17 protein-coding genes and 2 tRNA genes are annotated in these 26,669 nt (G+C 73.1%); 8 read left to right on the forward strand and 11 right to left on the reverse strand.

The annotated features are described in order from the left end of the window. Positions 1-16 precede the first annotated feature (16 nt). On the reverse strand, positions 17-1,486 hold the full coding sequence (locus BCD49_RS21630) for a xylulokinase (protein WP_007515528.1): 1,470 nt from the start codon (positions 1,484-1,486) through the stop codon (positions 17-19). 271 nt (positions 1,487-1,757) lie between these two features. On the opposite strand from BCD49_RS21630, the gene xylA reads away from it, so the two are divergent. Continuing rightward, a complete protein-coding gene (xylA, locus tag BCD49_RS21635; RefSeq protein ID WP_007515527.1) occupies positions 1,758-2,933 on the forward strand; it encodes a xylose isomerase in 1,176 nt (391 codons plus the stop codon). Positions 2,934-3,034: 101 nt separating this feature from the next. Here the strand turns inward: xylA and BCD49_RS21640 are convergent, their stop codons facing one another. Further along, positions 3,035-3,859, reverse strand: a complete 825-nt coding sequence (locus tag BCD49_RS21640; RefSeq protein ID WP_007515526.1) for an LLM class F420-dependent oxidoreductase — start codon at positions 3,857-3,859, stop codon at positions 3,035-3,037. A gap of 541 nt (positions 3,860-4,400) precedes the next feature. On the opposite strand from BCD49_RS21640, the gene BCD49_RS21645 reads away from it, so the two are divergent. After that, the gene (locus BCD49_RS21645) at positions 4,401-5,036 is read left to right on the forward strand and encodes a DinB family protein (protein WP_035926413.1); all 636 of its coding nucleotides are present in this window, start codon (positions 4,401-4,403) and stop codon (positions 5,034-5,036) included. A gap of 241 nt (positions 5,037-5,277) precedes the next feature. Here BCD49_RS21645 and BCD49_RS21650 read toward each other — a convergent pair. Together BCD49_RS21650 and BCD49_RS21655 are read right to left on the reverse strand one after the other, a co-directional pair. Next, a tRNA-Phe gene (locus BCD49_RS21650) sits at positions 5,278-5,351 on the reverse strand. Positions 5,352-5,402: 51 nt separating this feature from the next. Next, positions 5,403-5,477 (reverse strand) — tRNA-Asp (locus BCD49_RS21655). Between the two features lie 1,182 nt (positions 5,478-6,659). Here BCD49_RS21655 and BCD49_RS21660 point away from each other — a divergent pair. Then, a complete protein-coding gene (locus tag BCD49_RS21660) occupies positions 6,660-7,208 on the forward strand; it encodes a hypothetical protein (protein ID WP_007515523.1) in 549 nt (182 codons plus the stop codon). A gap of 135 nt (positions 7,209-7,343) precedes the next feature. Here the strand turns inward: BCD49_RS21660 and BCD49_RS21665 are convergent, their stop codons facing one another. Next, the gene (locus BCD49_RS21665; RefSeq protein WP_007515522.1) at positions 7,344-7,514 is read right to left on the reverse strand and encodes a CsbD family protein; all 171 of its coding nucleotides are present in this window, start codon (positions 7,512-7,514) and stop codon (positions 7,344-7,346) included. 681 nt (positions 7,515-8,195) lie between these two features. On the opposite strand from BCD49_RS21665, the gene BCD49_RS21670 reads away from it, so the two are divergent. Together BCD49_RS21670 and BCD49_RS40875 are read left to right on the forward strand one after the other, a co-directional pair. After that, positions 8,196-12,188 (forward strand): serine/threonine-protein kinase, encoded by a 3,993-nt coding sequence (locus BCD49_RS21670; protein WP_131803543.1) that lies wholly within the window; start codon positions 8,196-8,198, stop codon positions 12,186-12,188. A gap of 406 nt (positions 12,189-12,594) precedes the next feature. Then, positions 12,595-12,993 (forward strand): hypothetical protein, encoded by a 399-nt coding sequence (locus BCD49_RS40875; protein WP_027140286.1) that lies wholly within the window; start codon positions 12,595-12,597, stop codon positions 12,991-12,993. Here the strand turns inward: BCD49_RS40875 and BCD49_RS21680 are convergent. The 3 genes from BCD49_RS21680 to BCD49_RS21690 all read right to left on the reverse strand — a co-directional run bounded on the left by BCD49_RS21680 (position 12,884) and on the right by BCD49_RS21690 (position 16,300). Continuing rightward, positions 12,884-14,425, reverse strand: coding sequence for a sensor domain-containing phosphodiesterase (locus tag BCD49_RS21680; protein ID WP_007515518.1), 1,542 nt, complete (start codon positions 14,423-14,425; stop codon positions 12,884-12,886). The two genes, BCD49_RS40875 and BCD49_RS21680, sit on opposite strands and share 110 nt — an antisense overlap. A gap of 686 nt (positions 14,426-15,111) precedes the next feature. After that, the gene (gene bldC, locus BCD49_RS21685; RefSeq protein ID WP_007515517.1) at positions 15,112-15,318 is read right to left on the reverse strand and encodes a developmental transcriptional regulator BldC; all 207 of its coding nucleotides are present in this window, start codon (positions 15,316-15,318) and stop codon (positions 15,112-15,114) included. A 151-nt stretch (positions 15,319-15,469) separates the two neighbouring features. Then, entirely contained in the window at positions 15,470-16,300 is an 831-nt protein-coding gene (locus BCD49_RS21690; protein ID WP_007515516.1) for a hypothetical protein, read from the reverse strand. A 274-nt stretch (positions 16,301-16,574) separates the two neighbouring features. Between BCD49_RS21690 and BCD49_RS21695 the strand changes: the two genes are divergently transcribed. Next, positions 16,575-17,696, forward strand: a complete 1,122-nt coding sequence (locus BCD49_RS21695; RefSeq protein ID WP_007515515.1) for a Glu/Leu/Phe/Val family dehydrogenase — start codon at positions 16,575-16,577, stop codon at positions 17,694-17,696. 226 nt (positions 17,697-17,922) lie between these two features. After that, positions 17,923-18,120 (forward strand): DUF3073 domain-containing protein, encoded by a 198-nt coding sequence (locus BCD49_RS21700; RefSeq protein ID WP_007515514.1) that lies wholly within the window; start codon positions 17,923-17,925, stop codon positions 18,118-18,120. Positions 18,121-18,519: 399 nt separating this feature from the next. On the opposite strand, the gene purM is transcribed toward BCD49_RS21700, so the two are convergent. From purM to BCD49_RS21715, 3 genes are all read right to left on the reverse strand, one after another. Then, on the reverse strand, positions 18,520-19,701 hold the full coding sequence (purM, locus tag BCD49_RS21705) for a phosphoribosylformylglycinamidine cyclo-ligase (protein ID WP_007515513.1): 1,182 nt from the start codon (positions 19,699-19,701) through the stop codon (positions 18,520-18,522). Next, positions 19,698-21,563, reverse strand: coding sequence for an amidophosphoribosyltransferase (gene purF, locus BCD49_RS21710; RefSeq protein ID WP_007515512.1), 1,866 nt, complete (start codon positions 21,561-21,563; stop codon positions 19,698-19,700). The genes purM and purF overlap by 4 nt, the downstream gene beginning before the upstream one ends. Positions 21,564-21,899: 336 nt before the next feature. Further along, positions 21,900-22,769 (reverse strand): sterol carrier family protein, encoded by an 870-nt coding sequence (locus BCD49_RS21715; RefSeq protein WP_007515511.1) that lies wholly within the window; start codon positions 22,767-22,769, stop codon positions 21,900-21,902. 139 nt (positions 22,770-22,908) lie between these two features. Between BCD49_RS21715 and BCD49_RS21720 the strand changes: the two genes are divergently transcribed. Beyond that, positions 22,909-26,664: a sacsin N-terminal ATP-binding-like domain-containing protein gene (locus BCD49_RS21720; RefSeq protein WP_071041835.1), complete on the forward strand. Its 3,756-nt coding sequence runs from the start codon at positions 22,909-22,911 to the stop codon at positions 26,662-26,664. The last annotated feature ends 5 nt before the right edge of the window (positions 26,665-26,669 follow it).

Genomic DNA, 26,669 nt, shown 5'->3' on the forward strand with positions numbered 1-26,669 from the left:
ACGTCGCCCGTCGGCGTCAGTTCACGGGGTGCTCCCGGCGCAGCAGGGGCAGGACTCCGTCCAGGACGTCGGCGAAGGTGGACCTGGTCAGCGGGTCCGGCTCGGCGGCGACCAGGTCCGCGGCGACCGCCCAGTCGGGCGGCTGCGCGGAACCCGACAGCGCCCAGGCCGCCTGCCTGGCCGCGCCCCTGGCGACCCACTCGGTGCCGGGATCGGGCAGCGCGACGGGGAGCCCCAGCACCGCCGGCGCGATCTGCCGCACGGCACGCGACCGGGACCCGCCGCCGACCAGCACCGCCCGGCGCACCAGCACACCGTGCTGACGCAGCGCGTCGACACCGACGGCCAGGCCGCACAGCACCCCTTCCACGGCCGACCTGGCGAGGTTCTCCCGGGAGAGGTTTCCCCGGGAGATCCCGGCGAGCAGCCCGCGGGAGCGGGGGAGGTTCGGCGTGCGCTCGCCGTCGAGGAACGGCAGCAGGGCGAGCCCGCCGGCCCCGGGCCGGGCGGCCAGCGCCAGCGCGTCGAACCCCTCGGGGCTCACGCCGAGAAGGTCGGCGACGGTGGTGAGCACCCGCGCGGCGTTGAGCGTGCAGACCAGCGGCAGGAAGTGCCCGGTCGCGTCGGCGAAGCCGGCGACCAGCCCGCCCCGGTCGTGCGTGGACGTCTCGGAGGTCGCGAAGATCGTGCCGCTGGTGCCGACGGAGACGATCACATCGCCGGGCAGTGGGCAGATGCCGAGGGCGGCGGCCATGTTGTCGCCGGTGCCCGGGGCGAGCAGCGTCCCGGGGGTGGCGACCCGAACGGCCTCGGCGACGACCTCGCGGGGGCCGGCGACCCTGGGGAGCTCCAACGAGTGCCCGAGGGCACGGTCGACCAGCTCCGGGAGGTAGCCGCCGGTCGACGGCGACCAGTAGCCGGTGCCGGAGACGTCGCCGCGGTCGGTGGTTCTGGGCGCGTCCGCCACGGCGGGCTCCGGGCCGTCACTCCCGCCGCCCGGCCCCCCGCTCCCGCCGCCGGCGAGACGCCAGGTCAGCCAGTCGTGCGGGAGCAGGACCGAGCTGGTCCTGGCCGCGTTCGCCGGCTCATGACGGGCCAGCCAGCGCAGCTTGGTGACGGTGAAACTCGCCGTCGGCACGCTGCCGGTGGTCGTCGCCCACTTCTCGGCACCAAGCTCGGCGACCAGGTCGTCGGCGTCGTCGGCGGAGCGCACGTCGTTCCACAGCAGCGCCGGGCGCACCGTGCGGCCCGCGTCGTCGAGCGCGACCATGCCGTGCTGCTGGCCGGCGACCGACAGCGCCGCCACCCCGTCGAGCAGTCCGCCTCCGGCGGCTGCGCGCAGCGCGGACCACCAGGCCTCGGGGTCGACCTCCGTGCCCTCCGGATGGGAAGCCGCGGCCGATCGGACGATCGTGCCGTCGGCCGCGTCGCACACGACGATCTTCGTCGACTGGGTCGAGGAATCGACGCCGGCGACCAGCGTCATGGGCAGCCACCGGCGTCCCAGCCACCGGCGTCCCGGTCACCGACCGTCGTCGGCCGAGCGGTGCGCGACCCGGGTTGGGCTACCGATGGGAATCGCGTGCAAGCGGACCCGGACCGTGAGACAGAAGACCCCCAAAGTGCCGCGATTATACCCGTTTCGCGATTGTTTCTCATTGCTACTGGATGTTCACCAACAGAGACAAGGGGTTGCATGGCGGCTCCACCTGGCCTATTTGTTGTAGCCACCACCAAACTAGCTTCGAGGTGACGCCATGGCCAGCGATCTGACTCCGACCCGGGCCGACCGGTTCAGCTTCGGCCTGTGGACCGTCGGCTGGCAGGGCCGCGACCCCTTCGGCGAGGCGACCCGGCCGCCGCTGGACCCGGTGGACACCGTCCACCGCCTCGCCGAGCTGGGCGCCTACGGCGTGACCTTCCACGACGACGACCTGATCCCGTTCGGGGCGGACGAGGCCGATCGGGACCGGCACATCAAGCGGTTCCGCGCCGCGCTGGACGAGACCGGCCTGGTCGTCCCGATGATGACCACGAACCTGTTCTTTCACCCGGTGTTCAAGGAAGGCGCGTTCACCGCCAACGACCGGAGCGTGCGTCGATTCGCACTGCGCAAGACAATGCGCAACATCGATCTCGCCGCCGAGTTCGGCGCGAAGACATATGTCGCCTGGGGTGGCCGGGAGGGCGCCGAAAGCGACGCGGCCAAGGACCCGCGCGCGGCGCTCGACCGTCTCAAGGAGGCCGTCGACACGCTGTGCGCGTACGTCCGGGAGCGCGGCTACGACATCCGGTTCGCGCTGGAGCCGAAGCCGAACGAGCCACGCGGCGACATCATCCTGCCGACGATCGGACACGCGCTGGCGTTCATCAACCAGCTCGAGTATCCGGACATGGTCGGCCTGAACCCGGAGGTCGGCCACGAGACCATGGCCGGGCTCAACGTGGTGCACGGCTACGCGCAGGCGCTGTGGGCCGGCAAGCTGTTCCACATCGACCTCAACGGTCAGCACGGCCTCAAGTACGACCAGGACCTGCGCTTCGGCGCCGCCGACGTGAAGAGCGCGTTCTTCCTCGTCGACCTGCTGGAACGGTCGGACTACGACGGCCCGCGGCACTTCGACTTCAAGCCGCCGCGCGCCGAGAACGTCGACGGGGTCTGGGTCTCGGCCGCGGCCTGCATGCGGACCTACCTGATCCTCAAGGAGAAGGCGACGGCGTTCCGCCAGGACCCGCGGGTGATCGAGGCCATGGAGGCGGCCGGCGTCGGCGCCCTCTCCGACCCGACCCTCGCCGCCGGCGAGACCCTCACGGACTTCCTCGCCGACCGCGCCGCCTACGAGGACTTCGACGCCGAGGCGGCCGGTGCCCGCGCCGTCAACATCGAGCACCTAGACCAACTGGCCCTGGAGCACCTCTTCGGCGTCGCCTGACCCGCCGATCTCCCTGGCCCTCTGCCTCCCGGCCGGCCAGCACCGAACCGCCTCCGGGCGCCGCACCAGGCGCCCGGAGTGCGGAACTCCGGAACCTGGCGTCAGTCGACCAGCACCAGGTCGGCGAGCAGGTCCATCGAGCGCAGCCAGGCATCGAGCTCCCGCCGCCACGGCGCCGCCACCACGTGTTGGACGCCGGCCTCGGAGAACGCCGCCCGCTCCTCCCTGATCAGGCCGGGATCCATGCCCTGAGGATCCCAGCCGGTGCGGGTCGAGATGGTGAACGTGTCCTCGGGCCGGTCGGCCCGGATGCGAGCGACGACCTCGGCGGCCCGCGGTGGCTTGATGCCGACAGCCTGATAGCCATCGCCCCGCTTGACCGCCCGCCGAAAGGCGGCCTCGCTGCCTCCGCCGACCCAGATGGGCATGGGGCCCACCGGTTTGGGCAGCAGCCGCATGTCGTCGAAGGATGTGAACTCGCCGTGGAACGACACCGGATCATCGCGCCAGGCGGCCCGGAACAGGTCGAGAGCCTCGTCCAACCGTCGCCCCCGGTTCGCGAAGTCGTAGCCRAGGGCGGCGTACTCAGCCTGCGACCAGCCGACCCCGGCGCCGATGACCAGGCGGCCGGCGGCCAGGGCGTCGAGGCTGGCCAGGGAGTTGGCCAGGGCGAGTGGATTGTGGGTCGGGACGATCAGGACGCTGGTACCCAGCCTCACCCGCTCGGTGCACGCCGCCGCCCACGTCAGCGTCAGCAGCGGGTCGTAGAGGTAGGGCGACGGGTAGCTCTGCGTCGCCGGATGAACGGTGTGGTCGCTCACCCAGACATCGGCGAAGCCGAGATCCTCGGCATGTCGAGCCGCTCGGGTGATCGCCGCGGGCCCCGCGACGCTGCCGTACTGCGGGAGGTGGATGCCGACTCGCATGTGCGTATCTAACCAGCAAACGTCGCGCGCCGATCCCGGCGTATGCGCTGGCCTCTGATCAGAACGACGGTGTGCCGTTGAACGTGTACGTTTCGAGCCGGTGCCGCCGTTTTCAATGGACCTATCCTCGCGGCGTTCCAGGACAGGCCGCGGCGCAGCCGGAGCCGGGCAATGACCGGTAGTCCGAGGATTGGTTCTGACCGGCATCGCCGATCTCGTGGGCGGCCTGCTCTGGCAGACGTCGAGCACGGACGATGAGGGCGACGACGGCGCGGCCGAAGTCCTGGCCCGACGGGGTAGCAAGGGGTGAGGCCACCGGCGCCGCCGGTGGCCTCTGTCCTGCCTCTTCAGATGGGTGGGGAGGGGCGGAGTTGAACGGCCGACCTTCCGCTAGCGATAGCTGCTTGTGCGGTAGCCAGTACCGAGACCGGCAACGTTTGCCCTATGCCACCGCGACCGATACGGCTCTCGGCCGAAGCCTGATCCGTCGTCGTGCCGCGGCACTCAGGCATGGGCAGAGCGACTGCGTACGATGCGGTTCATGATCGGGAAACGAGCTGGCGCGCTGCTAGAGGTGATGTACCCAATCGAGCACTTCACCCTTGCCCGCGCCTGGGAAGACCTGACCGATGATGAGTTCTTCTGGGAGCCATTCACGACGACCTGGAGTATTCGCCGGCAAGGCGAGTGCTCGACATCGACCCCGTTCGGAGCCGGCGAATGGGTGGCCGACTTCGAGATCCCGGAGCCAGCCCCGGTCCCGATGACCACTATCGCCTGGCTTTACTGGCACATGGGATCCGTGCCTGGCCGTCTGTGCGGCATCGATTTCTTGGGCGGGACCCGCACCATGGCCAGCGGGTGGACGTCCTCGTACCTGTCCCATCATCCGATCTTCATTAGTGCTGCCGAGGCCGTCACTGCGTTGCATGACGGCTGGCAGAGACTCCGCGAGGCGATCGAGCGGGCCGATGACGACCAGCTCGAAGTGACGACCGCTGGGTACACGTATGCCACGGAGCCGCCAAGAGGCGGCGTGTGCGTTGCCGGCCCGCCGGGTCCCACCCACCCGGCCACGCATTTCATCGCGGGCGTGTTCAACGAGGTAGGTCATCACGGTGCTCAAATCGGTGCTCTGCGCGATCTTTACGCGTGGCGACAGACCGACCGCCGCTGACACGGCCACTTGAGAGGATCACGGGATGACCCGCAGCAGTGCGTTCCGCCTTCGGCAGGATCTACCCAACGAGGCCAACCGTTGCCGGTCACGGCACTAGCACCGCCGCCGCCGATCTGGCCGGCGGCGCGGCCAATGCCTTGGCCCCAACGGGGTAGCAGGGAGGCCAACTGAGACTAGGGCTGAGACCAAGGAAGCCACCGGCGCCGCCGGTGGCTTCTGTCTTGCCTGCATATGACGGTGGGCAGGGGCGGGGTCGAACCGCCGACCTTCCGCTTTTCAGGCGGACGCTCGTACCGACTGAGCTACCTGCCCCAGACGAAACGCCCTAGCGGTCGATTGCTCGACCACTACGGACGTTGTGCGCGGTCCCGACGGGATTCGAACCCGCGACCTCCGCCTTGACAGGGCGGCGTGAACTCCAGACTTCACCACGGGACCAAGCTGCGATCTTCAATTTTGGATCTTCGATCCTTGGATCTTGTGTCGCGGCCTGCCCGAGGAGCGCCGTTCACCGCTTCGAGCAGAAGCATACAGGACGGCGGGCGGGTCGATGAGGGTGTGCTCGCCCATCCGTTGAACCACGCCAGGCCGATGCCTGGCGGTGGCGGGGATGGAGAGAGCACCGACACCCGCCGCCCGCGGGGCGTCGATCACTCGCGGATCGTCGGCTCCGGTCGCCGTCGCGGCGCGCCTGGACGGTGACGAGTGCTGGGCCAGTTTCGGGGTGCGCCGCGTGCCGGAGGAGGAGAAGGTGCGGGCGTCCGGGAACGCCGCCGGACCGGCGCGCCCMGGCCACCGGCCGATCCCGCGCCGAGCGACCCGGCCAGCACGTCCCGAGCGAGAAAGCGCGGTCCCACAGGCTGTTCGCCTGGCCCTCTCAGGCCCGCGAGGCGGCCAGGCCCGGAGTCAGCGGCTCGTCCGGGCGAGCCTGCCGGCACCTTGTCCACCGACGGCAGCCTCACCGGCCGCCTCGTCGACTTCGCCGCGACCATCCTGAAGACCACCGTCGAGGTCGTCCACGGAAGACCGGCCAGAAGGCTTCGCCGCCTTACCGAAGCGCCGGGTCGTGTTCATGGTCGTTCAAAGTGGTCGAGACCACGACGCGGTCCCACCTGGCCTGGAGGCCAGGCGCGCCCGGATGCCCGCGGACGCACCACCGTGGCACTGAAAAGCTGAAGGTCGGCAGTTCGACCCCGCCCCTGCCCACGAGCTGGATCCCCTGTTCGCTGGCCCTCCGGGCCGGCTTCCCGCAGGCCGCGACGTCTGCCCCGCGGGACGACTCCTGGAACCCCCGGTGTCGAGCCTCGCTCGACCGAGGGGGTTTTCATCATTTGACGACAACGCCCTCAGCGGAGTTCGTCGTCGAGATTCCGCAGCGTGGTCCGCTTTTCCTCCGGCACGGCATGCGGGTAGATCGTCGCTGATGATGTGGTCGGCAGGACGCTGGAACGGCTGCCGGAGATCAGCCGTCACGCCATACGCGGTATCCAGCGAGCTCGGCGGGTAGGACCTCCCCACGCCGGCGCGACGCCGACAGCGCGAGACCACAAGACCATCTGAAATGCGGCGAAGGCGTCCAGCGGTGACAAGAGGGCGTCTAGCAGTGACAAGGGGAGCGCAATGGCGCAGTCCACCACCGCCGATGGCAAGACCACGACGAGCTCTCACAAGCTGGCTGGCGAACACCTGCTGGGGATCTACCTGAACGACCACCTGGCGGGCTCTACCGCGGGGCTGCGTCTCGCGCGCCGGCTGGCCGGCACACCCCACCAGCAGCTACCGATCGGCGCCGAGCTGTGGTCCATCGCCGAGGAGATCGACGAGGACCGGTCGGTGCTCATCGCACTGATGGAGCAGTTTGGGGCGCCGCGCCGACGCTACAAGATCACCGCTGGTCTGCTCGCCGAGCTGGTGGGTCGGCTGAAGTTGAACGGCCGCCTGTTGACCCGCTCCCCGCTGAGCACCATGATCGAGTTGGAGACGTTGCAACTGGGGGTGGAGGGCAAGCGGCTCGTCTGGGCGACGTTGCGCGCCTTGGCCGAGGAGGACCCGGGCCTGGGGCTGGACCCGCCGCGGTTCGACCAGCTGGAACAGCGGGCGATCGGGCAGGCAGCGCGGCTGGACGCCATGCGCCTGCGCACCGGGCGTGCGGCCCTCATGGAGCGGTGACCACCTGTTCCTCCGGGCCGCCATCTCACGACTCCTGGCCGCCATCCCACGGGAGCAGCCCGCTGGCCGTCGCGGTGGCCAGCGGGCTGCTGAGAAACCGGGGTAGGTGGACCTTCGCGAAGGGTGCCGCCAGGGTCAGCGCGTGGCGTCCTTGAGGTGCTCGCCGGCCTGCCTGACGTCCCCGCCGGCCTTCTCCGCGGCGCCGCGAGCCTCCAGCCCGGGGTCGCCGCTGACGCGGCCTGCGGTCCGCTTGCTGCGTCCCGTGAAGCGCTGCAGCGTGTTCTTCATCTTGTCGACCATGGTCATCGAAACACTCCTTCAGTCCGGTGACCGCGCCCTGGCGATCGCTTTGCGGCTATACCCGGTCTTGGACCGGCAACCCGCGCGGCACGACGCACTGCCCGCACGCTCGCGCCAAGGCAGGGCACAGCGGCAGGGCGGCAGGGCGGACAGGACAGGGCACCGGCGGAACGATGCCGCCGCAGCCACTTTGATCCCGATTGATCCCGACAAACCGGAGAGATCAGCGGGGAGCACCACGGCGGTCGATGTTCTTCCCTGCGCGTGGGGGATTCGGATACCTGGGTTCCCACCTGCCACCGATATCTCACTCGACGCACATCGCCGACACACCCAGACCAGGAGAACGGAACTCCACCGCCACAACATTGCCGGCATTGCCGGATGGTGCTGCCACGATAGCGGGGCGGGCTGTCCGGGTCCGCGCCGCTCTGCTGCAAAATCGGGTCATTCGAGGCGTGCCACGTCCACTCCGACCTGCGGGGTGGACCGGCGGCGCGGTCGAGTGCGACCGCCGGTTCCGCGCCTTGTTGGGGAGGAACCTATGCGACGCCGGGATCGAGACATCGGCGACCTTGCCGACCGCGTCGACCCCGCCCGCGGCCGGGTGTCGCTGGCTGATCGTCGGATGGCCTCGTGGGGCTGCTGACCCGGTTTGCCTCCTCGCGGCCCGCCGCTCGAGGCACCATGCCGGACGAGGGCGGAACCGTCACGGTCGTCGAACCGGAGCCGGGAGCGCCGCTACGCCCCCGCGACCCCGTCTTCGTCGGCTCCTACCGAATCCTTCGCCTACTCGGTGAGGGCGGCATGGGAACCGTCTATCTGGGCGAGGCCCTTGACGGCCGGCGAGTAGCGGTAAAGGTCATCCAGTCGGAGTACGCCCGGGACCCCGAGTTCCGCGAGCGGTTCCGCGCCGAGACCGCGCATGCCCGCCAGGTCTCGGAGTTCTACACCGCCGAGGTACTCGACGCCGACCCGGACGCCGCGTTGCCCTACCTGGTCACCGAGTTCGTCCCCGGGCCGACGCTGCGCGCCGCCGTGACGGCCGGCGGTCCGCTGGGCGCCGACGACCTCGCCCGCCTGGCTGTCGGCATGGCCGCCGCGCTGACCGCCATCCACGCCGCCGGGATCGCCCACCACGACCTCAAGCCGGGCAACGTCCTGCTCGGACCGTCCGGGCCGCGGGTCATCGACTTCGGTATCGCCAACGGCTTCGCCGGCCCGGCGGTCAACCACAACGGACGTGGTGGCGGGCGGGGGCGCGGCCGGGGCCGGGGGCGCGGGCATGCCCACGACGCGGCTCAGATCGGTACCCCCGGCTACATGGCGCCGGAGCAGGCCCAGGGCGAGGAGGTCGGGCCCGCGGCGGACGTGTTCGCCTGGGCGGCGGTGATGACCTTCGCCGCGAGCGGGACACCACCGTTCGGCGAGGCCCCACCGGAGGAGCTGCTGCGGCGGGTGGGGCGGGACAGCCCGGACCTGAGCTCGCTGCCTCGCGACCTCGTCCCGCTGGTGCGCAAGGCGTTCAGCAAGGACCCTCAGGACCGTCCCTCCGCCGCCGACCTCCTCCTCACGTTGATGGGTGAGAAGTCGGCGGAGCACCGCTCGCCCGCCCCCCAGACCGTCCCGCGGCGCACGGCCATCGGCCCGGCCAGGCCGCCCGCGTCCTCGCCGGCGCCCGCGGCGCGGCCTGGGCGAGCGCTGCCCGCGGCGATGACGCCGCCGCCAGCGCTTGCCCGGCCGGTGCCGCCGCCTCTCGCCTCACCGCTGCCGCCGCTCCCCCTGCCGCCGCTCCCCTTGCCACCGCTGGTTCCGACACCGCTCGCGTTGCCGGTGGCGACCGCCCCGCCAACCGACCAGAACCAGGATCTGGACCAGGACCTGGCCACCCGAGGGCCGATCGCCGGGGCGGTCGAGACGGCCACCGCGGCATCGGGTCCCGGCACGCCGACCGAGACCGAACCGATCTCCGTGGAGTCGGCCTGGGACGCGTCGCCGCTCCCGCCGGCCGAACGGGATGAGCGGGCCGAACGGGATGAGCGGGTCGGAGCCATCTCCGGCGTCGACGACAGCGACGTCGACGATGGTGATGCCACCGCGCTCGGCGAGGGCACGGCCGCGAACCAGCCAGCAGGCCAGCAGGTGGGCCAGCCAACGGACCAGCCAACGGATCTCGTGTCCGCGCCGGCCACCGGCCTCGCCGCCGCCGCGTCCGAGGCCGAGGCCGAGGCCGGCATGATCGATTCTGCCCCGGCCTCGGACGATCTCGACGCTCCGGCCGGTGCGCGCGCCGGTCACGAGCTGGCTGACGTCGCGGACGGCGATGCTCGCCCCCGGGCCGGCGAAGACGCCTCGGGCGGGTTCGTCGTGGAGCTCGCGGACGTCRATCCCCGCGAACCACTCGACGTCCCATTCCACGCCGTGCCCGCCGTGGACGCGCCTCCTTCGGAGGTGGTCTCGGAGGTGGTCGTCGACGGTATCTCCGACGATGCGCCCGCGGACGGGCCGGTTCTCGGCATCGCCGCGGAACCAGTCCTCGACCTCGGCATTCCCACGCCGGCGGCGGCCCAGTACCCCGTCCTCGACCCGCGGCCCACCGCCACCGGCCTGGACATCGGCGACCCGCTGGACATCTCGCCGACGGACCCGCTGGGAATCGGCGACCTCGTCGGGGCCTTCCCTGACCCGTCACCGGCCGCCGACGAACCGGACATGGACGACCTGGTCGCCTCGGCGGTCCTCGACATCCCCGCGCCGAGGTCCACTCACCTCGCGAGGGTTCTTTCCGCCTCCAGCGACGCGGTGGAGCCGACCCCGGCGGCGCCAGCGGCCGCGGACGAGCCGGTGACGGACGAGCCGGCCGCGGACGAGCTGGTGGATGTGGTGCCGGCGGTCCCGCCAAGGCCGGACGCCTTCGTCAGCACCGAGCCGCTCGCGGACGTCGACATCGTCATCGAGGACATCGACGACGTCCCGGGAATCACCGAGATCACCGTCGCCGAGGTCGCCGCGGCACAGATCACCGTCGCGCAGGTCGCCGACCCCGTCGCCGCGCCGGCGGCGGTCGAGGCCGAGAACGAGGCGCCGAAGGACGACGCACCGCTGGACTACTCGCTCTCGTACGACTCGTCCCGGGACGATGCGGGGACGCCGGACGACGAGGAGGCCGAGGCCCCGTCGGCGCAGGCCGCCCCGGGCCTCGAGACCCCCGCGGCCATGGGGACCGAGCTGGTGCTCGCGCCGCGGTTCGACCCGGTGGCGGCCATCACCGAGCTGCTGCCCCCCGACGTCCTCGCCGCCCGCGCCGCCGCGACGGAGATCGACGTCGACGGCGTGATCGACGTGGGGCCGGGCTGGATACAGGAGACGGGCGGGAGGCCCGAAGCGACGCTCCAGCCCATCAGGATCGCCGAGCTGCACGCGCTCTGGGACGGCGAGGTCGATCTCGACCCGACGACGAGCGCGGCGGACGAGGCCGCCGAAACCGCCCTGGCCCTCAGGCCGGACGCCTCCCTGGCCGATCCCGGGATCGCCGCCGGATCAACGAGCCCGGCCGGCGAGCTCGCGGCGTCGTCGCGGGCGTTGCCGGCCGTGCCGGAGTCCTCGACGGCGCTGGCGACCTGGTCCCCCACTCCCCGCTCCCCCGCGACGGCCGCTTCCGATCGCGGGACGTTCGGGCCGGCTCCGCGGGCCCTGGCCGCCGGTACGTCCAACGGGACGTCGTCGTCCGAGACGGCCGCCGAGGAGATGGACGACGCGACGGTCGCCACCGCGGAGACAGCCGACACCCCGGCTCGGGCTCCCGGCGCGCGGGCCCGCGCGCGGGCCGCTCGTCGCGGTGCCCGCCGGCGGCGGGTCACCACGATCATCGTCGCCGCGGTCGTCGCGCTGCTGGCCACGTTGGTGCCACTCGCCCTGCGTTCGACCGATGGTGCCGCGACGGTGGATACGACCGACGCGGCGAACGCGTCACCCGCGTCCTCGGTAGCGCCCGGCGCCGGCGCCGGCGCTCCGGGCGCGAGCGGCGCGCCCGCCGCCGGTGCTCCCTCCCCGTCCACCGCGGCCACCGCCGCACAGCCGCCGCCGGCGGCGGCCAGCAGCCCGGCCGCGGCCGGGGGCGCGCCGGTGGACGCGAAGGCGCGGCCGGGGGTCCCGGGGCTGTGGCTGCAGTCGGTGCCCGCCGGAGTGACCGTCAAGGTCATCGCGCCGTTCGACGGTGGCGCGGTGACGTCGTACCGGGTGACGGCGAACCCCGGTGGGGTACGCGAGCTCACCAAGCCGGGCATCTTCCAGGTCTCGGTCAACGGATGCGCCGAGGTCAGCGTGACCGTGCAGGCGATCGGCCCGGGAGGCTCCTCGTCGGCGTCGTCGCCGGTGAAGGCCCGTGGCTGCGTGCCGCCCGGCGAGCCGCGCGGGCTGCTGGCCATCCCGGACGGCCACGGCCACCTCATCATCAACTGGGATACGCCGGCCAGCGTGGGTGGGAACCAGATCTCGCTGACCTATGAGCTGACGATCTACCGGACCGGCCCGGCCGGTGTCACCTCGGAGACGGTCAGCGTGACCGGCCACAGCTACACCCGGACCGCGCCCGGCCCCGCCGACCCGTACTTCCGCGTCACCCTCGCCGCCCGCAACACGGCCGGCGTCGGCCCCGCCGTCCTCGCCTGGGGCCAGTAGGGCACGCATCGCGCCCCGCTCATCACGCGCTGGGGACGTCGGCCGCCCCGGCCGACGTCTCCAGCGGGGGGGGCGGCCGGCCGAGACGTCGGCGCGGGCGCCATCGGTCGGCGGTGGCCGGTGCCTCGCGCACGCATACACCGGGGACGGGCCGGACATCCATGGACGGATTGGCCTGAACGTGACCGGGGGAGAGGCCCGGCGAGGGGCCGCCAGGCTGCACACTGTGGCGATGCCGGGACTGTTGCTGCCCCTATCCGCCGGTTTCCCCGTCTTCGGTCTGCACCCTGGTCTTCTCGAGCCACGCTGGCTGGAGCTCTGGGATACCCGACGGCCTCGCTCGGAGCAGGTGTGGCGGGTTTGCCTTGGCCACGGCGACGCGACGCACCTGGGGCCGAGAGTCATCGTGACGACGGTGCCCCGGCTGCCCGCGATCCAGGTCGGAGAGGTCCACTACACCCCGACGGTGGCCGACGACGCGATCGGCTGGGCGCAGCAGAGCATGCTGCACGCGGTGGCCCCGGACTTCCCGGCGGACTCGCCGGACCGGCAGGAATGGTGGCGGTACCAGCTGGAGCTGGCCGGCTGGCTGTCGGGCAACCTGGACGCGGAGGACTGGACGGCGGTCTCGGTCCCCGTCGACGGGGTGGAGCTGCCGTTCTGGGTCCGCCAGCACGGCCCCGCCTGGGCGGCCTTCACCGAGACGGACGGTGGCTGGATCGCCTTGGACGGCATTCACCTCGGATTGCAGGGTCTCGCGCTGAGCACGGTCCGGGTTGCCGACTACCAGCCGATAACGGTCTGAACGACGGCGACGCCGCCGGCCGGGCGATGTGGTTTCCCTGGCCGAGCCGGACCCGGGTCGCGCGCAGGGTGGTCAGCTCGGCCTCGGTCTCGATGCCCTCGGCGAGCACGCTGGCGCCGATCTCGTCCGCGATCTGGATGAGCGCGTTGGCGACGGCTCGGCGCGCCGGATCGGCGTCGATCCCATGGGTCAGGTAGTGGTCCATCTTCACCAGGTCGGGCCGCAATGCCAGGAACCGGGAAAGACCCGCGTACCCAGAGCCGATGTCGTCCGCACCGATCCGTACCCCACGCGCGCGCAGCTCCGCGAGCGTGCGGAACACCTCCGAATCGTCCTCGATCCGGGTGTGCTCGGTGATCTCCAGCAACAGCCGGCTCGGCTCGACGTCCTGGATCAGCTCGAGCAGCTCCGGTCCAATGGTGCCCGGAGAGACGTTGACCGACATGAACACGTCCGGCGGCAGGTGCGGCAGGTAGGCGAGCGCGGCACGCACGGCGGCGAGCTCCAGCTCGGTACCGAGCCCGACCGCCGCCGCGCAGGCAAACCACCGCTCCGGCTCACTGGCGCCGACCTCGACGGGTTGGCGCCAGCCGCCCGCGCGGTCCCGGACCGCGGTGACGGTCGCCCGGGCCGCCACTGGCACGTCCGCCGCCGGCAGATCACCAGCTGTCCGGGTGCCCTCACCGCCTGCCTGGGTGCCCTCGCCGGCCGCTGCCCGGGCTGACTGGATGCCCTCGCCGCCCGCCGCGTCGACCCGTGCGCCGTCCTCCTCGGCGGTAGTGGCTTCGGTGGCTTCGGTCACGTTGGACGGGAAGCGCGCCAGCGCCTCCACGCCCACGATCCGGCCACCGGCGCCGAGATCCGCGATCGGCTGGAAGACCATGGTGGGGCCGCCGCCGTCGATGACCTCGCTGACCCGATCCCAGAACGCGGTACGCCGCTCCCAGACCCGGTGCAGGTCCGACACGGAGTCGGTGATCACCTCGGCGACCAGGCGAAGGAACCGCCCGTCACGTTCCTGCAGGTCGGGGCGCGGGGCGTGGGACAGCGCCGCGAGCACGCCGTAGGGCGACCCGTCGCGCTCGAACACGGGCACCGCCGCGTACGCGCCGGCCCACGGTTCGCCGGTTGACGGCAGCGTTCCGGCGGGCATCTGCGCGCGGACGTCACGGATGATGTCGGGGCATTCGCCCGCGAGCACCAGCGTGTGGTGGCTGGCTACGCCGCGAAGGGTCGCGCCGGGGACGACGCCGAACGACTCGCCGTCGCCGTCGAGCGCCTCGATGACGACGAGATCCTCCTCGGCGCGGGCCAGCCAGGCGACATCCATCCGCAGCCGGAGCCGCACCGTCTCCAACAGGTCGGCGATGGTGCGATCGGGCGTCGGGACATCGAGAATCGGCCCAAACGTCCAGCTCCGCTCCCTGGGCACGGCTCACCCCCGAAGCAGCATTCCCCGCTGCCCGGGTTGGTCACCTCCCGGCGAGCACGCCCCGCCTGGCTGGTCGCGCCGCGTCGAGCGGCGCCGAGCAGCCCGCTCCGCGGCGAACACGGCGAACACTGCGAAACCGACGGAAACGGGCGCGGACGAGATCGGGCGGCGCGCCTGAGGCGCGCCGCCCGTCGTCCAGGTGGTGCCGTGCTGAACATCTGACCGGCACGCGCCCCGCCGCTGCGGGCCAAAGACAGCCCGACGGGTCGCGTGGGTCAAGCCGCGTCGATCAGAAGCGGGACAGGAACGTGAGCTGGGTGCCCGGCGGCCGGTCACGGCCGGGCCGGGCACCCCTCGAACGCCTGAAGATTCGCAGGCCACTGAGACGCCTGCCGGCGCCTCAGGGTCCCGCCGATCCGGCTGCCAGTAGCGGCAGCCTCGACCTGGCCGGACAACCCTGGCGAGGTCTGATGAATCGGTGGGACGGGCGAGCACACCGCCGGTACAGCACGCCGAATAGCCCGACGGCCCGGCCATTCGGCCGGGATCGTCGGCGCTGGCAGATCGACGTGCCGTACCGGAGACCCACCCCTTCGGTACACAGCGCGCCCGTTGTCACGCGGGCTAGCGGGAAGCCACCCGAAAGGTGGCGAACAGGACACCGTGTACCGAGCTGGTCGATGCGCCTAGAGGTCACCGCCCATGTTGGGGACCCCCTTCAGCAGGGCCCGAACCTCCGCCTCCCGGTAGCGCCTGTGGCCACCAAGGGTGCGGATAGACGTCAGCTTCCCAGCCTTGGCCCACCGGGTGACAGTCTTCGGATCAACCCGAAACATCGTCGCCACCTCGGCCGGAGTCAGCAGGGGCTCGGCGTCCGGCGTTCTCGTCGTCATTGCGTTGGCCTCCCGTCACAGAGCGTCGCTCCGTCCCATACAGATCGTGCATCCTTCGGGGGCATTTCGGACATGGCACGTCGGGACCATCTGCTGACTAGTCACAGCTCGTCCGAAGCGGGCGGCGACTCAGCGTTAGCAAGCCCGCCGATCAGCTGGCGGATTCCCTTGTCTGCAAGGGGCGCCATCTGACCAGCACGCGCTCATACGCCTCGGTCGCCCGGTCCGTTCGCCCTTGGCGTAACGCTCTGACCGCCTCGGTGAGGTCTTCGACGGAGCTGTCGCCGCGCAGCACCTCGTCGTCGAGCAACTCGACCAGACCGTCGTAGTCCAGCTCGACCCTGCTCCGCGGGTGGAAGGAGTCCAGCCAACGAGCCAGCTCCGTCACGCCCTCGACGGCGGAGGCGTCCGGCATGGCGGCACGCATGGCGGCGAGCGTCTCGACCGCCTCGGCGACCCGCCGCCGGGCGAGCCCGATCTCAGTCCGGTAGATCATGGAGCGTTCGGCCGTGTCGCCGGTGACCAGCAACCGCTCGGCCGGGTCGAAGAGCAGGAACCAGGAGGTGGGCACCGACCAGGTCGACGTCTGGATGTGGACCTTCAGCTCCGGGCGGCGGGCGCGCCAGCGGTCCAGCTCGCTCTCAGCCGGGTCGACGATCCGACGTGGCAGGAAGACCTCGGCGATCCGCTCGGGCATCCCACCGCGGAACTCCAGCGCCGCCTGCCACACCCGCAGCTGCGTCGACCACGGGCAGACGAACATCAGACCGTCGACCATCTGCACGAACGCGGACTCGCCAGCGACGTCCAGCGTCGGGCGCAGCGTCGCGACCAGCGAGACCATCCGTTCCCTGCGAGCACCCGCGCGGCGCGACGGCGGCGCCGTGGCCGCGAAGCGCTGCCAGCGCAGCCGCTCGGCCGGCGAGAACGCGGCAAGCGGCTCATAGACGCGCAGGTACGCCGCTGGAGAGACGACAGGCACCGTTCTAACCCCCCTCCGGGCCGATCCGCCGACGCGAGGCTATCCCGTAGAACGAGGGCGCGAAGCGCCCCATCGCCAGACTCTCCGCGCCCGACGGCCATGGTCCTCAGCTCGACGGGGCACCGGACACGATCCACCCAGGGATCCGGCCGGCGATCCGGCCGGCGGCCCGGGCCCAGCGGCCCGAGCCCATGCGTTCAGGGGTCGACGCGGCCCGGCTGGTGGCGGCGGTCGCACGGCGCCGACGGCCGGCACCGCGCCGTAGGGTTCGGCCATGACAAAGGTGTCTGCGTCCGCGTCGAACCTGGTCGAGGGGACGGGGGTCAGCTCCTCGGTCTTCGACGCCGGCGCCGAGCACGAACAGGTGGTCTTCTGCTCCGACCCGACCTCCGGGCTGCGCGCGATCATCGCCATCTACTCGACCGCGCTCGGCCCAGCGCTCGGCGGCACCAGGTTCCACCCCTACCCGGACGAGTCCGCGGCGCTAGCCGACGCCCTGGCGCTGTCCAGGGCGATGGCCTACAAGGCAGCCTGCGCCGGCCTCGACCTCGGCGGCGGCAAGGCGGTCATCATCGGTGACCCGGCCAGGGACTCCTCCGAGGCGCTGCTGCGCTCCTACGGACGGTTCGTCGCCTCTCTCGGCGGCCGCTACATCACCGCCTGCGACGTCGGYACCTACCCGACGGACATGGACATCGTCGCCCGCGAGGCCCGGTGGGTCGTCGGCCGCTCGCCGGCGCACGGCGGGTCCGGGGACTCGGGAGTGATGACGGCCTACGGCGTCTTCGAGGGCATGCGGGCCTGCGCCGCGCGTCTGTGGGGCAGCCCGAGCCTCGGCGGCCGGACGGTGGCGGTCAGCGGCGTCGGGAAGGTAGGCGCCCGACTCGTCGGGCATCTGCTGGAGGACGGGGCGAAGGTGATCGCTTCCGACGTCAACCCGGCGGCGTTGGCCCGTCTGCACGACGTGCATCCTCAGGTCGAGATCGTGGATCATCCGGACGCGTTGATCGGCGTGCCCGCCGACGTCTACTCCCCGTGCGCGCTCGGCGGCGCGCTCACCGAGGCGACCGTGGGCCGGCTACGCGCCCGGGTGGTCTGTGGCGGGGCCAACAACCAGCTGGCCCACCCCGGCATCGACAAGCTGCTCGCCGAGGCCGGGATCCTCTACGCCCCGGACTTCGTCGTGAACGCCGGCGGCCTGATCCAGGTCGCCGACGAGATCGAGGGTTACCGGCCGGAGCGAACCAAGGCCGCCGTGGCCCGGATCTTCACGACGACTCAGGACGTCTTTGAGCTGGCCGACGCTGAGGGACAGACCCCGGGCGCCGCGGCCGTGACGCTCGCCGAGCGCCGGATCGCGCGGATTGGCCGTCTACGGCGCATCCTGCTTCCCTAGCCACCCGGACCCAGCCGGGAGCACATCGGGCGAAACAGGCAGGTCGGGCGCGGAGAGTCCGACCCGCGAGGCGCGAACGGTGCGCTCAGCACGCCTTCGAGTGACCGCCGCTGACAACTGTCGGGTTGGCGTGCCGACCGGCCCACGATCCCTGTAGTCTCGGTAGGCACGAGACAGTTAGAGCACCGGGGCGGGTCCCCGTCGTCATGTTCGAGGGGGTCGAGCCATGGGGCGCGGCCGAGCGAAGGCCAAGCAGACGAAAGTCGCCCGCGAGCTCAAGTACAACTCGCCGTCGATGGATCTGGACCGGCTCAAGGCGGATCTGGGCGTCTCTGGATCGACCACTCGGGACACCACCGAGGAAGACGATCCGTACACGGATGACGAGGACGACTACAGCTCGTACCTCGACGAGGACGATTAGTCTGGTTCGCTCCGTGCGGGCTGTGTTGCTGGTTCGCTCCGTCCGGGCGGCGCGCTCCGGCCCCGTACTCACGACCTCCGAAATCGGCTTCGCCGATTCCGCAGGGACCCCGTCGCTCCCACGGGACCTCCGCGCGCCGTCCTCCTCCGCTCACGGGCGCTGCGGCGACCTCGCGGAGGCCCAGCCCCGTTCGCTTCGCTCCGGGGCCGGGCCTCCGCGAGGCGCGCCTCCGCGCCGCACGGTCGCCCGCCGCTGAACGTCACCAAACCAAGACCAACCCGATCTGGGGCCTTGCGGCGCCACTTCGCATCGCTCGTGGCTGGGCCTTCGCGCCAGCTCGGGCACGACACGCTCGGACGATGCGAGGTTGGCGTACCTGACGGTGTGAGGTAGGCCTACCTATGGGTGGTCGCCGGTGAGGCGGGCGGTAAGCCCATCCACAGCGGGCTCGGTGCCCTTGCTGTTGTCCGCTTCGGTGACGTGGCCGGCTAGCCAGGCGGGGACACCGCGGGTCGCGAGGACAGCCAGGGCGTCGTCCACGGCCGCCGGCGCCACGACCGCGACCATGCCGATGCCCTGGTTGAAGGTGCTCTCCATCTCCTCCCGGGCCACCGGGCCGCGTTCCGCGAGCAGCGCGAAGATCGGCGGGGGCGTCCAGGTGGACCGGTCGAGCGTGGCCAGCAGGCCCGCCGGGATCACCCGGGCGAGGTTCGCGGCGAGCCCGCCGCCGGTGATGTGCGCGAACGCGTGGACGTCGGTCGCCGCGGCGAGCGCCAGGCAGTCCTTCGCGTAGATCCGGGTCGGTGTGAGAAGCGCGGCACCGAGGGTGGTGCCGAGCGCCGGCTCCTCGCGCCGCAGCACCGCCTGGCCGTCCGGGCCGATCCCCCCTGGGAACTCCGGCTCCACGCGGCCGAACAGCACGTGGCGCACCAGCGAGAACCCGTTCGAGTGCACCCCCGACGACGCCATCGCGATCAGCGCGTCCCCGGGCCGGACCCGCTCGGGCCCCAGGACGTCGTCCGCCTCGACGACGCCGATCCCGGTCGCGGCCAGGTCGTAGTCGTCCGCGCCCATCAGGCCGGGATGCTCCGCGGTCTCCCCGCCGACGAGCGCGCAGCCGGCCTGCTCGCAGCCGGTCGCCACCCCGGAGACCAACAGCGCCACCCGGTGAGGGTCGAGCGAACCGCAGGCGATGTAGTCGAGCAGGAACAGCGGCTCGGCGCCGCAGACCACCAGGTCGTCGACCACCATCGCGACGAGGTCGACGCCGACCGTGTCGTGGACGTCCAGCGCCCGCGCAATGGCGATCTTGGTGCCTACCCCGTCGGTCGACGAGGCGAGCAGGGGCTTGCGGTAACGGCTGGTGTCGAGAGCGAACAGCCCGGCGAATCCGCCCAGCGAGCCGACCACCTCGGGTCGGCTGGCCCGCGCCACATGGCCGCGCATCGCCTGGACGGCCCGCTCGCCGGCCGCGACGTCCACGCCGGCGGCCTGGTACGACGCGCCCCGCGGGGCACCACTGGCCTCGGCCCCGTGGGACGGAGCGACGCGGCCGTCGCCAGGGCTCACGGGCGCGGTCATGGCCGGACGCTCCCAGCCGGCGCGACACCGGCACCCGCGCCACCGGCACGCCCCGCCGACACCGCCGGCGCCTTCGACGCCGGCGCGGGCGAGGAGGCGTCCAGGGCGGACAGGTCCTCGATGCCCTCGAACGTGTCTATGCCGGCCAGCTCGTCGAGGTCGTCGGGCGACGGGTCCGCGCCGTTCATGCCGGCCACGACCCCGCGGCGGAACGCCTCGGCGAGCGCGGCGCTGGTGGCCTCGCCGCTACCCATCGCCTCCAGCTGGTGCTTGCCGGCCAGCCGGTCGGAGTCGGACAGCGGCACCGGGTAGATGCCGTCGAAGCATGCCCGGCACAGCTCGTCAGCCGGCTGGCGGGACGCGGCGATCAGGCCGTCGAGCGAGACGTAGGCGAGCGAGTCCGCGCCGAGCGACTCCCGCACCTGCTCCACCCCCGCCCCGCTGGCGATCAGCTCGGCCCTGGTGGCGAAGTCGATGCCGTAGAAGCAGGGCCAGCGCACCGGCGGCGAGGAGATGCGGATGTGGACCTCGGCGGCGCCGGCCTCGCGCAGCATCCGCACCAGCGCCCGCTGGGTGTTGCCGCGCACGATCGAGTCGTCGACGACGACGAGCCGGCGGCCCTCGATCACCTCGCGCAGCGGGTTCAGCTTCAGCCGGATGCCCCGCTGGCGGATCGTCTGGGACGGCTGGATGAACGTTCGCCCGACGTAGGAGTTCTTGACCAGGCCCTCGCCGAACGGAATGCCGGAGGCCTCCGCGTAGCCGACGGCGGCCGGCACACCGGACTGCGGCACCGGGATGACCAGGTCGGCGTCGACCGGCGCCTCGCGGGCGAGGGCCCGTCCGGTCTCGACCCGGGTGGCGTGCACCGAGCGGCCGGCGATCGTCGTGTCCGGGCGGGCAAGGTAGACGAACTCGAACAGGCAGCCGTGCCGGTCGGCCGGGGCGAAGCGCGCCGAGCGCGGCCCGGTCGCGTCGATGATGACCAGCTCGCCCGGCTCCACCTCGCGCACGAACGTCGCGCCCACGATGTCGAGCGCGCAGGTCTCGCTGGCCACCACCCAGGCCCCGGCTCCCGCCGCCGGGTCGGCGGCGGCCGATCGCTCGGCCCGTTCGTCGGCGCGGCTGTCGAGGCGGCCCAGCACGAGCGGATGGATGCCGTGGGTGTCACGGGCGGCGTACAGCGTCGAGGCGTCCGAGAAGACCAGCGAGAAGGCGCCGCGCAGGCGGGGCAGGATGTCCAGCGCCGCGTCCACGAGCGTCGGGCCGGCATGGCTGGCCAGCAGCGCGGTGATCAGGTCGGAGTCGGTGGTGGCGTGCATGCCGGCGTCCCGGTCGTCACCGAGTTCCTCGGCCAGTTCCATGATGTTGGTCAGGTTGCCGTTGTGCGCGAGCGCGACGCCCTCGCCGAGGCGGGCGGTGCGGTAGGACGGCTGGGCGTTCTCCCAGGTGGACGAGCCGGTGGTCGAGTACCGGGTGTGCCCGACGGCCATGTGCCCGGACAGGCTCGACAGCGTCCGCTCGTCGAACACCTGGGCGACCAGCCCCAGCTCCTTGAACACCACGATCGCGCGGCCGTCCGCGACGGCCATGCCGGCCGCCTCCTGGCCGCGGTGCTGCAGGGCATACAGGCCGTAGTAGGTGAGGTTCGCGACGTCCTCGCCGGGCGCCCAGACCCCGAACACCCCGCAGGCGTCCTGGGGGCCGGCGGCGTCGCGCAGCTCGAGCTCCCAATCCCTGTCGACACGGTCCCGGTCGACACCGGCCCGGGCGGCCGGGCCGGGCAGGCGGCCGGCGGACTGACAGGGACCGGCCGAACAGTGATCACCGGAACCGGAAGCGGCGACTGTCCCCTTGGTCATGGCACCAGGTCTCCTTGCGTGTCACCGTCCGGGATCCGGGCTCGTCCCCGGGCTGACAGAACGGGCGGGCCCGCCAGGCCGCCCGCGCGGGAGCCAGTACGCCAACCCGCCGTAATCGAGATATGGACGGACCGTCCCACCATGAACGCGCCGTCGGCAGCCACTGTCTTCCACGCTAACAGGAGGCGGGTTAGTGGGCATTTCGCTTCGGACCTACCCGTGAGCAGTACCACCACGCGCCCACGCCCGTTCGGTCCACCGAGCGGACGGACGGTCGCCCGAGAGCCGAACGGGGCGAGAGGAGACGGGTGGCTGGTCGCCGGGCGGCTGGATGGGCTACAGGAGCGGGAAGTAGGGACGCAGGTCCGAACGCTCGCCGCTGGCCGTGAGGCGGCCGTCGGCCAGGGCCGCCGACCAGTCCAACCGACCTGCGGCCACCGCGACGAAGGCGACCGGGTCGGCCTCGACGACGTTCGGCGGGGTGCCACGGGTGTGTCTGGGTCCCTCGACCACCTGCGCCGCGGCGAACGGCGGCACCCGGACCTCGACCGACCGGCCGGGCGCCCGCGCGGCGAGCAGATCGACGAGCGTGCGCGTCACGATGCGCAGCGCGTCCCGGTCCGGCGCGAGCCCCAGGTCCAGGCCGTGCACGACTCCCTCGACGCACCGGGTCGCGACGAAGTCACCCAGCCGCACCGGCCCGCCGGGCGAGGTCACCACCTGGTCCCAGGCCGCCGGCCCGCCGGGCTGCCCGGTGGTCGCCGCCGCGAGGGCGCCGCGCGACGCGGCCACCGCCGTCCGCAGCAGCGAGCGCAGCTCGCTCGGGGACAGGCCCGCGGCGTCCGAGCGGGCGGTGTCCGCGATCGTCTCGGCACGGCCACCGACCCCGCCCAGGTACTCGACGGCGTTCGCCGCGCCGACGTCGCCCGCGCGGGCCTCGCCCCGGCCGGCGCCGGCCGCGCCAGCGGCGTCGGTGTCGGCCGTCTGGGTGGGCGACGCGTCGATGAGCGCATGCGCCAGCGCCCCACCAGACCGGGCGCAGTGCGCCACCAGGTCGGCCGTCGTCCAGCCGGACAACGCGCTGGCGGCGGCGAAATCCTCGTCACCCAACGCATCGACGCCGGACACGACCAGGTCCCACTGCTGGATGAAGGCCTCCACCAGTCGAGAGTCGTCCGGCCGCCGTGCGCCCGCTCGTCCAACCACTACTGTCACCTCCGCCGCACCCGACCGGCACAGATGTCCAGCCTAATTCGCGCCAGACCTGGACCGAGGCCGCACAGCGACGGACGGCCACCCACCGCCCAGCCGGCCAGCCGTTTCAGGCGGTGGCGAAGATAGAGCAGTGGAAGCGACGCATCTGGACGCGGCCGATGAGCCGGCGGTTGGTTCCGCCACACCGGCGGAGCCGACCGGCGATCCGTTCGGGACGGCGGCAATCCGTGGGCGGGTGCTCGATGCCTGGGCGGCCTCGCCTGCCCGGTTCCGAGAGGACGCCAACGCCGAGGAGGACGCGGCGCTCGGCGCCTACCGTGACCGCCTCGTCGTCGAGCTGCTGCAGAACGCGGTGGACGCCGCCGCGGCGGCCGGGGTCGCCGGCCGGGTGCTGGTCCGGCTCGCGGGCGACCGGGTGGAGGTCGCGAACACCGGCGCGCCGCTGACCGCCGCCGGCGTGGAGGCACTCAGCACGTTGCGCGCCTCGGCCAAGCGGGACGTCGGCGCCGTCGGCCGGTTCGGCGCCGGGTTCGCCGCGGTGCTCGCCGTCAGCGACGAGCCGTCGATCGTCTCGCGCGACCCGGCCCTGGCCTCGGCCGCGGCCGGCGTGCGCTGGTCCAAGGAGTCGACGGTCGCCGCCGTCCACGAGATCGGCGCCGCGGGGCTGCGCGCCGAGCTCGGCCGTCGCGACGGCGCGGCGCCCATCCTGCGGCTGCCGTTCGCCGCGGCGCGGGAGCAGCCACCGCCGGACGGCTATGACACGATCATCCGTCTCCCGCTGCGCGACGCCGAGGCCGCCGCGACCGCCCGGGAGCTGCTGGCCGGCTTCGACCCCACCCTGCTGCTGGTCCTGCCTGGCCTCGCCGAGGTCATCCTCGACCTGGACGGTGACGTCCAGACACACACCTGCCACTGGGAGTACACCGCGGGTGACGAGTCGGCCGACGAGCCGCCAGCGGCGATGGCCGACGCCCGCCACGGCGACCCGGCCGACCCCGCGGACGTCCCGCTGGACGCCGCGCTGGAGATCGCGCTGCTCGATGGGGAGCGCTGGCGCGGCTGCGTGCGCCGGGGCACGATCCCGGCGGCGCTGCTCGCGGACAGACCCGTCGAGGAGCGGGCGAGGACCGGCTACGCGGCCCGCGCGATGGTTCGCGACGGGGCCTGGCCGGCGGGGATCCCCAAGGTGGTCCGCGCGCCGCAGCCGACCGACGAGCCCCTGTCGCTGCCGGTGCTGGCCAGCGTCGAACTGCCGTTGGAGCCCTCCCGCCGGCACACGGTCGCCGGGCCGCTGCGCGACTGGCTGACCGACCGTCTGGCCGAGGCGGTCGTCGCCCTGGCCGTCCACCTGGGTACCGCCGGTCCGGCCGGCGCGGGCGACCCCGCCGCGCCCACTCCGGACGGCGACGGCGACGGCCGGGACGAGGACCTGTTCGCGGCGTTCGCGTCGGCGGGCCCGGTGCCCGTCACCGAGCGCCGGCTCGCGCCGGCCGACGCGGATCCGCTGGTCCCGCCGGACCCGCTGGCGGCACTGGAGCTGGTGCCGTCCGGGCTGCCCGCCGGCCCGGTGGACGGCCGGCTGCGCGACGCCGTCGCGCGGATGCTGCCCGAGGTGGGGATCATGCCGGGCGGCCGGCTCGGCCGCGAGTGTGTCGTCTGCGACCTGGGCCCGGCCACGGACGCCGTCACCGCCCTGCTCTCCGCCGCGGGCAGCGGCGCCGTGACCGACCACGGCGCCGCCTCCGACCCGGACCTCGTCGACGCGGAGTTCGACGCCGGCGCCGTCCTCGAGACCGAAGGTCCCGGGGCGGAGGCCGGGGACTCCCACGAGGGCCCGGTCCCGGGGCTGCTGCCGGCGCGCTACGGCGCCCGGCACTGGCGGCGCGCCCTGGACGCGCTGGGCGTGCGCCGGCTCGACAGCGCCGGCCTCGTGGAGGTGCTGGCGGGCGTGCGCCGGCCGCCGGCCTGGTGGTCGTCCCTGTACGCCGCCCTGATCACCGCGCCGGACCGCGACGCCCTCGGCGCCCTGCCGGTGCCGGTCGCGACGGCGGCCGGCGACGACGCGGCGGGCGCGGGGCCGGCGCTGCGGGTGCGGATGGTCACCGGGCCGCGCGGGGTGCTGCTGCCGACCGAGGGTCTGGACGTGCTGGCGCTCGCCGCGTCCGGGCTGCCGTTGCGGGTCGTGCACCCGGACGCCTGTGTCGGCGTCGCCAGGGACGCGCTGCGCACCCTGGGCGCGGTCGAGGGCACCCCGGCCGGCGTGCTGCGCGACCCGGCCGTGCACGAGGCGGTCGTCGACTCCGACCCGGACGACGACCCCGAGGAGCTGCTGGCGCTGGCCACGGCCGTGCTCGCGCTGGTCCGCGACGCGGATCTGTCCCCAGCGGAGACGGCCGCCGGGCTCGACTGGCTCGGCGAGCTGCTCCTGCCGGACATCGAGGGCGAGTTCGCCGCGTCGGCCGAGCTGCTGATCGCGGACGGCCCGCTGGACCGCCTCGTCGCCGGTGACACGCCGTTCGGCATCCTGGCGCCGGAGGTCACCGACGCCTGGCCGGCGAGCGTGCTGGAGGCCGTCGGCGTGCTGCGCACGTTCGGGGTTCTCTACGCGAGCGACGTGACGCTCGACCCGGACGAGCCCGTGCTGCTCGACCTCGACGACAGCGACACCTGGGTCGACGAGGCGGCCGAGTCGCCCGCGCTCGCGCCGGCCAGGGCCACGGCGGCCCGCGCCGGCGGCCTTGGCGCTCCGATGGTGCTGTCCAGCTTCGCCGCCGTGCGTGACCTGGAGCTGGTGGACCCGGCGGCCTGGCCGGAGGCGCTCGCCGAGCTCGCCCAGCCGCCGCTGCGCGACGTCGTGCTCGGCGAGGAGCCCTCGTACACCCGCTGGTGGCTCGCCCGGCACGCCCTGCTGCCCGTCGCGAGCGGGCGGGACGCCGGCGGCGGCGCGGCCGCGGACGATGGCGCCGACGAGTACGGCGAGGACCTCGAGGACGACTACGACCGGGACCGCGACGACCGAGAGGCTTTCGGCTTCGACGACGGCCGCGGCGGGGTGGTTCGGCTGCCGCCGGCGGAGCTGCGCCTGCCGGGCGCCGACCCGCTGCTCGCGGGGCTGTTCGCCCCGGCGAGGCCGCTGCCCGGGGTGGACGCCGAACTGCTGCGCGCGCTCGGCTGCCGCCACACCCTCGACGACGTCCTCGGCGACCTCGCCGGTGTGCTCGACCTGCTCGACCGGCTGGGCGACGCCGATCGGGACGTTCCGTGGCTGTCCGCCAGGGCGCTCTACGTCGCCGCGGTGACCGCCGCGACCCGGCTCGCCGCCGGGCCGGACGGCCGGCCGGGTGGCGTGCTCGCCGACGGCCGGCTGGACCCGCCGCTGGCGGTACGCACCCCACTGGGGGTCGTACCCACCCGCGACGCCGTCGTCCTGGACGCCCCGGACCTGCTCACCCTGCTCGGCGACGCGGCGCCGCTGCGGGTGCCGCTCGACCGGGCGGCCGAGGTCGGCTACGTGCTCGGGGTGCCGCTCGCGTCGGCGGCCGCGGACTGCCCGGTGCTGGATGGCCCCTACAACACGGCCGAGCGCCAGGCGCCGGACGGCACGCCGTACGTCGAGCACGCCCGGCTGGTGGTCGCCGACCTCGCCGGCCGGCCGACGCAGACGCCGTGGCGGGTGGTCGGCGGCATCGGCGGCGAGATCCACGTCGATGCCGCGGGTGGCCCCGACGCGCTCGCCCGCGGGCTGGCCTGGCGGGCCGGCATCTGGCACCGCCGGCATGCCCTGGCCGCCGCCCTGCGCGACCCCGACGGCACCGCCTTCCGCGACGCCGAGGACGACCTGGACGACGAGGCGATCGCCCCCCTCTGGAGCGCCACACCCCGGTGACCGCC

The organism is Pseudofrankia sp. EUN1h (assembly GCF_001854645.1).
Classification (GTDB): Bacteria; Actinomycetota; Actinomycetes; order Frankiales; family Frankiaceae; genus Pseudofrankia; species Pseudofrankia saprophytica.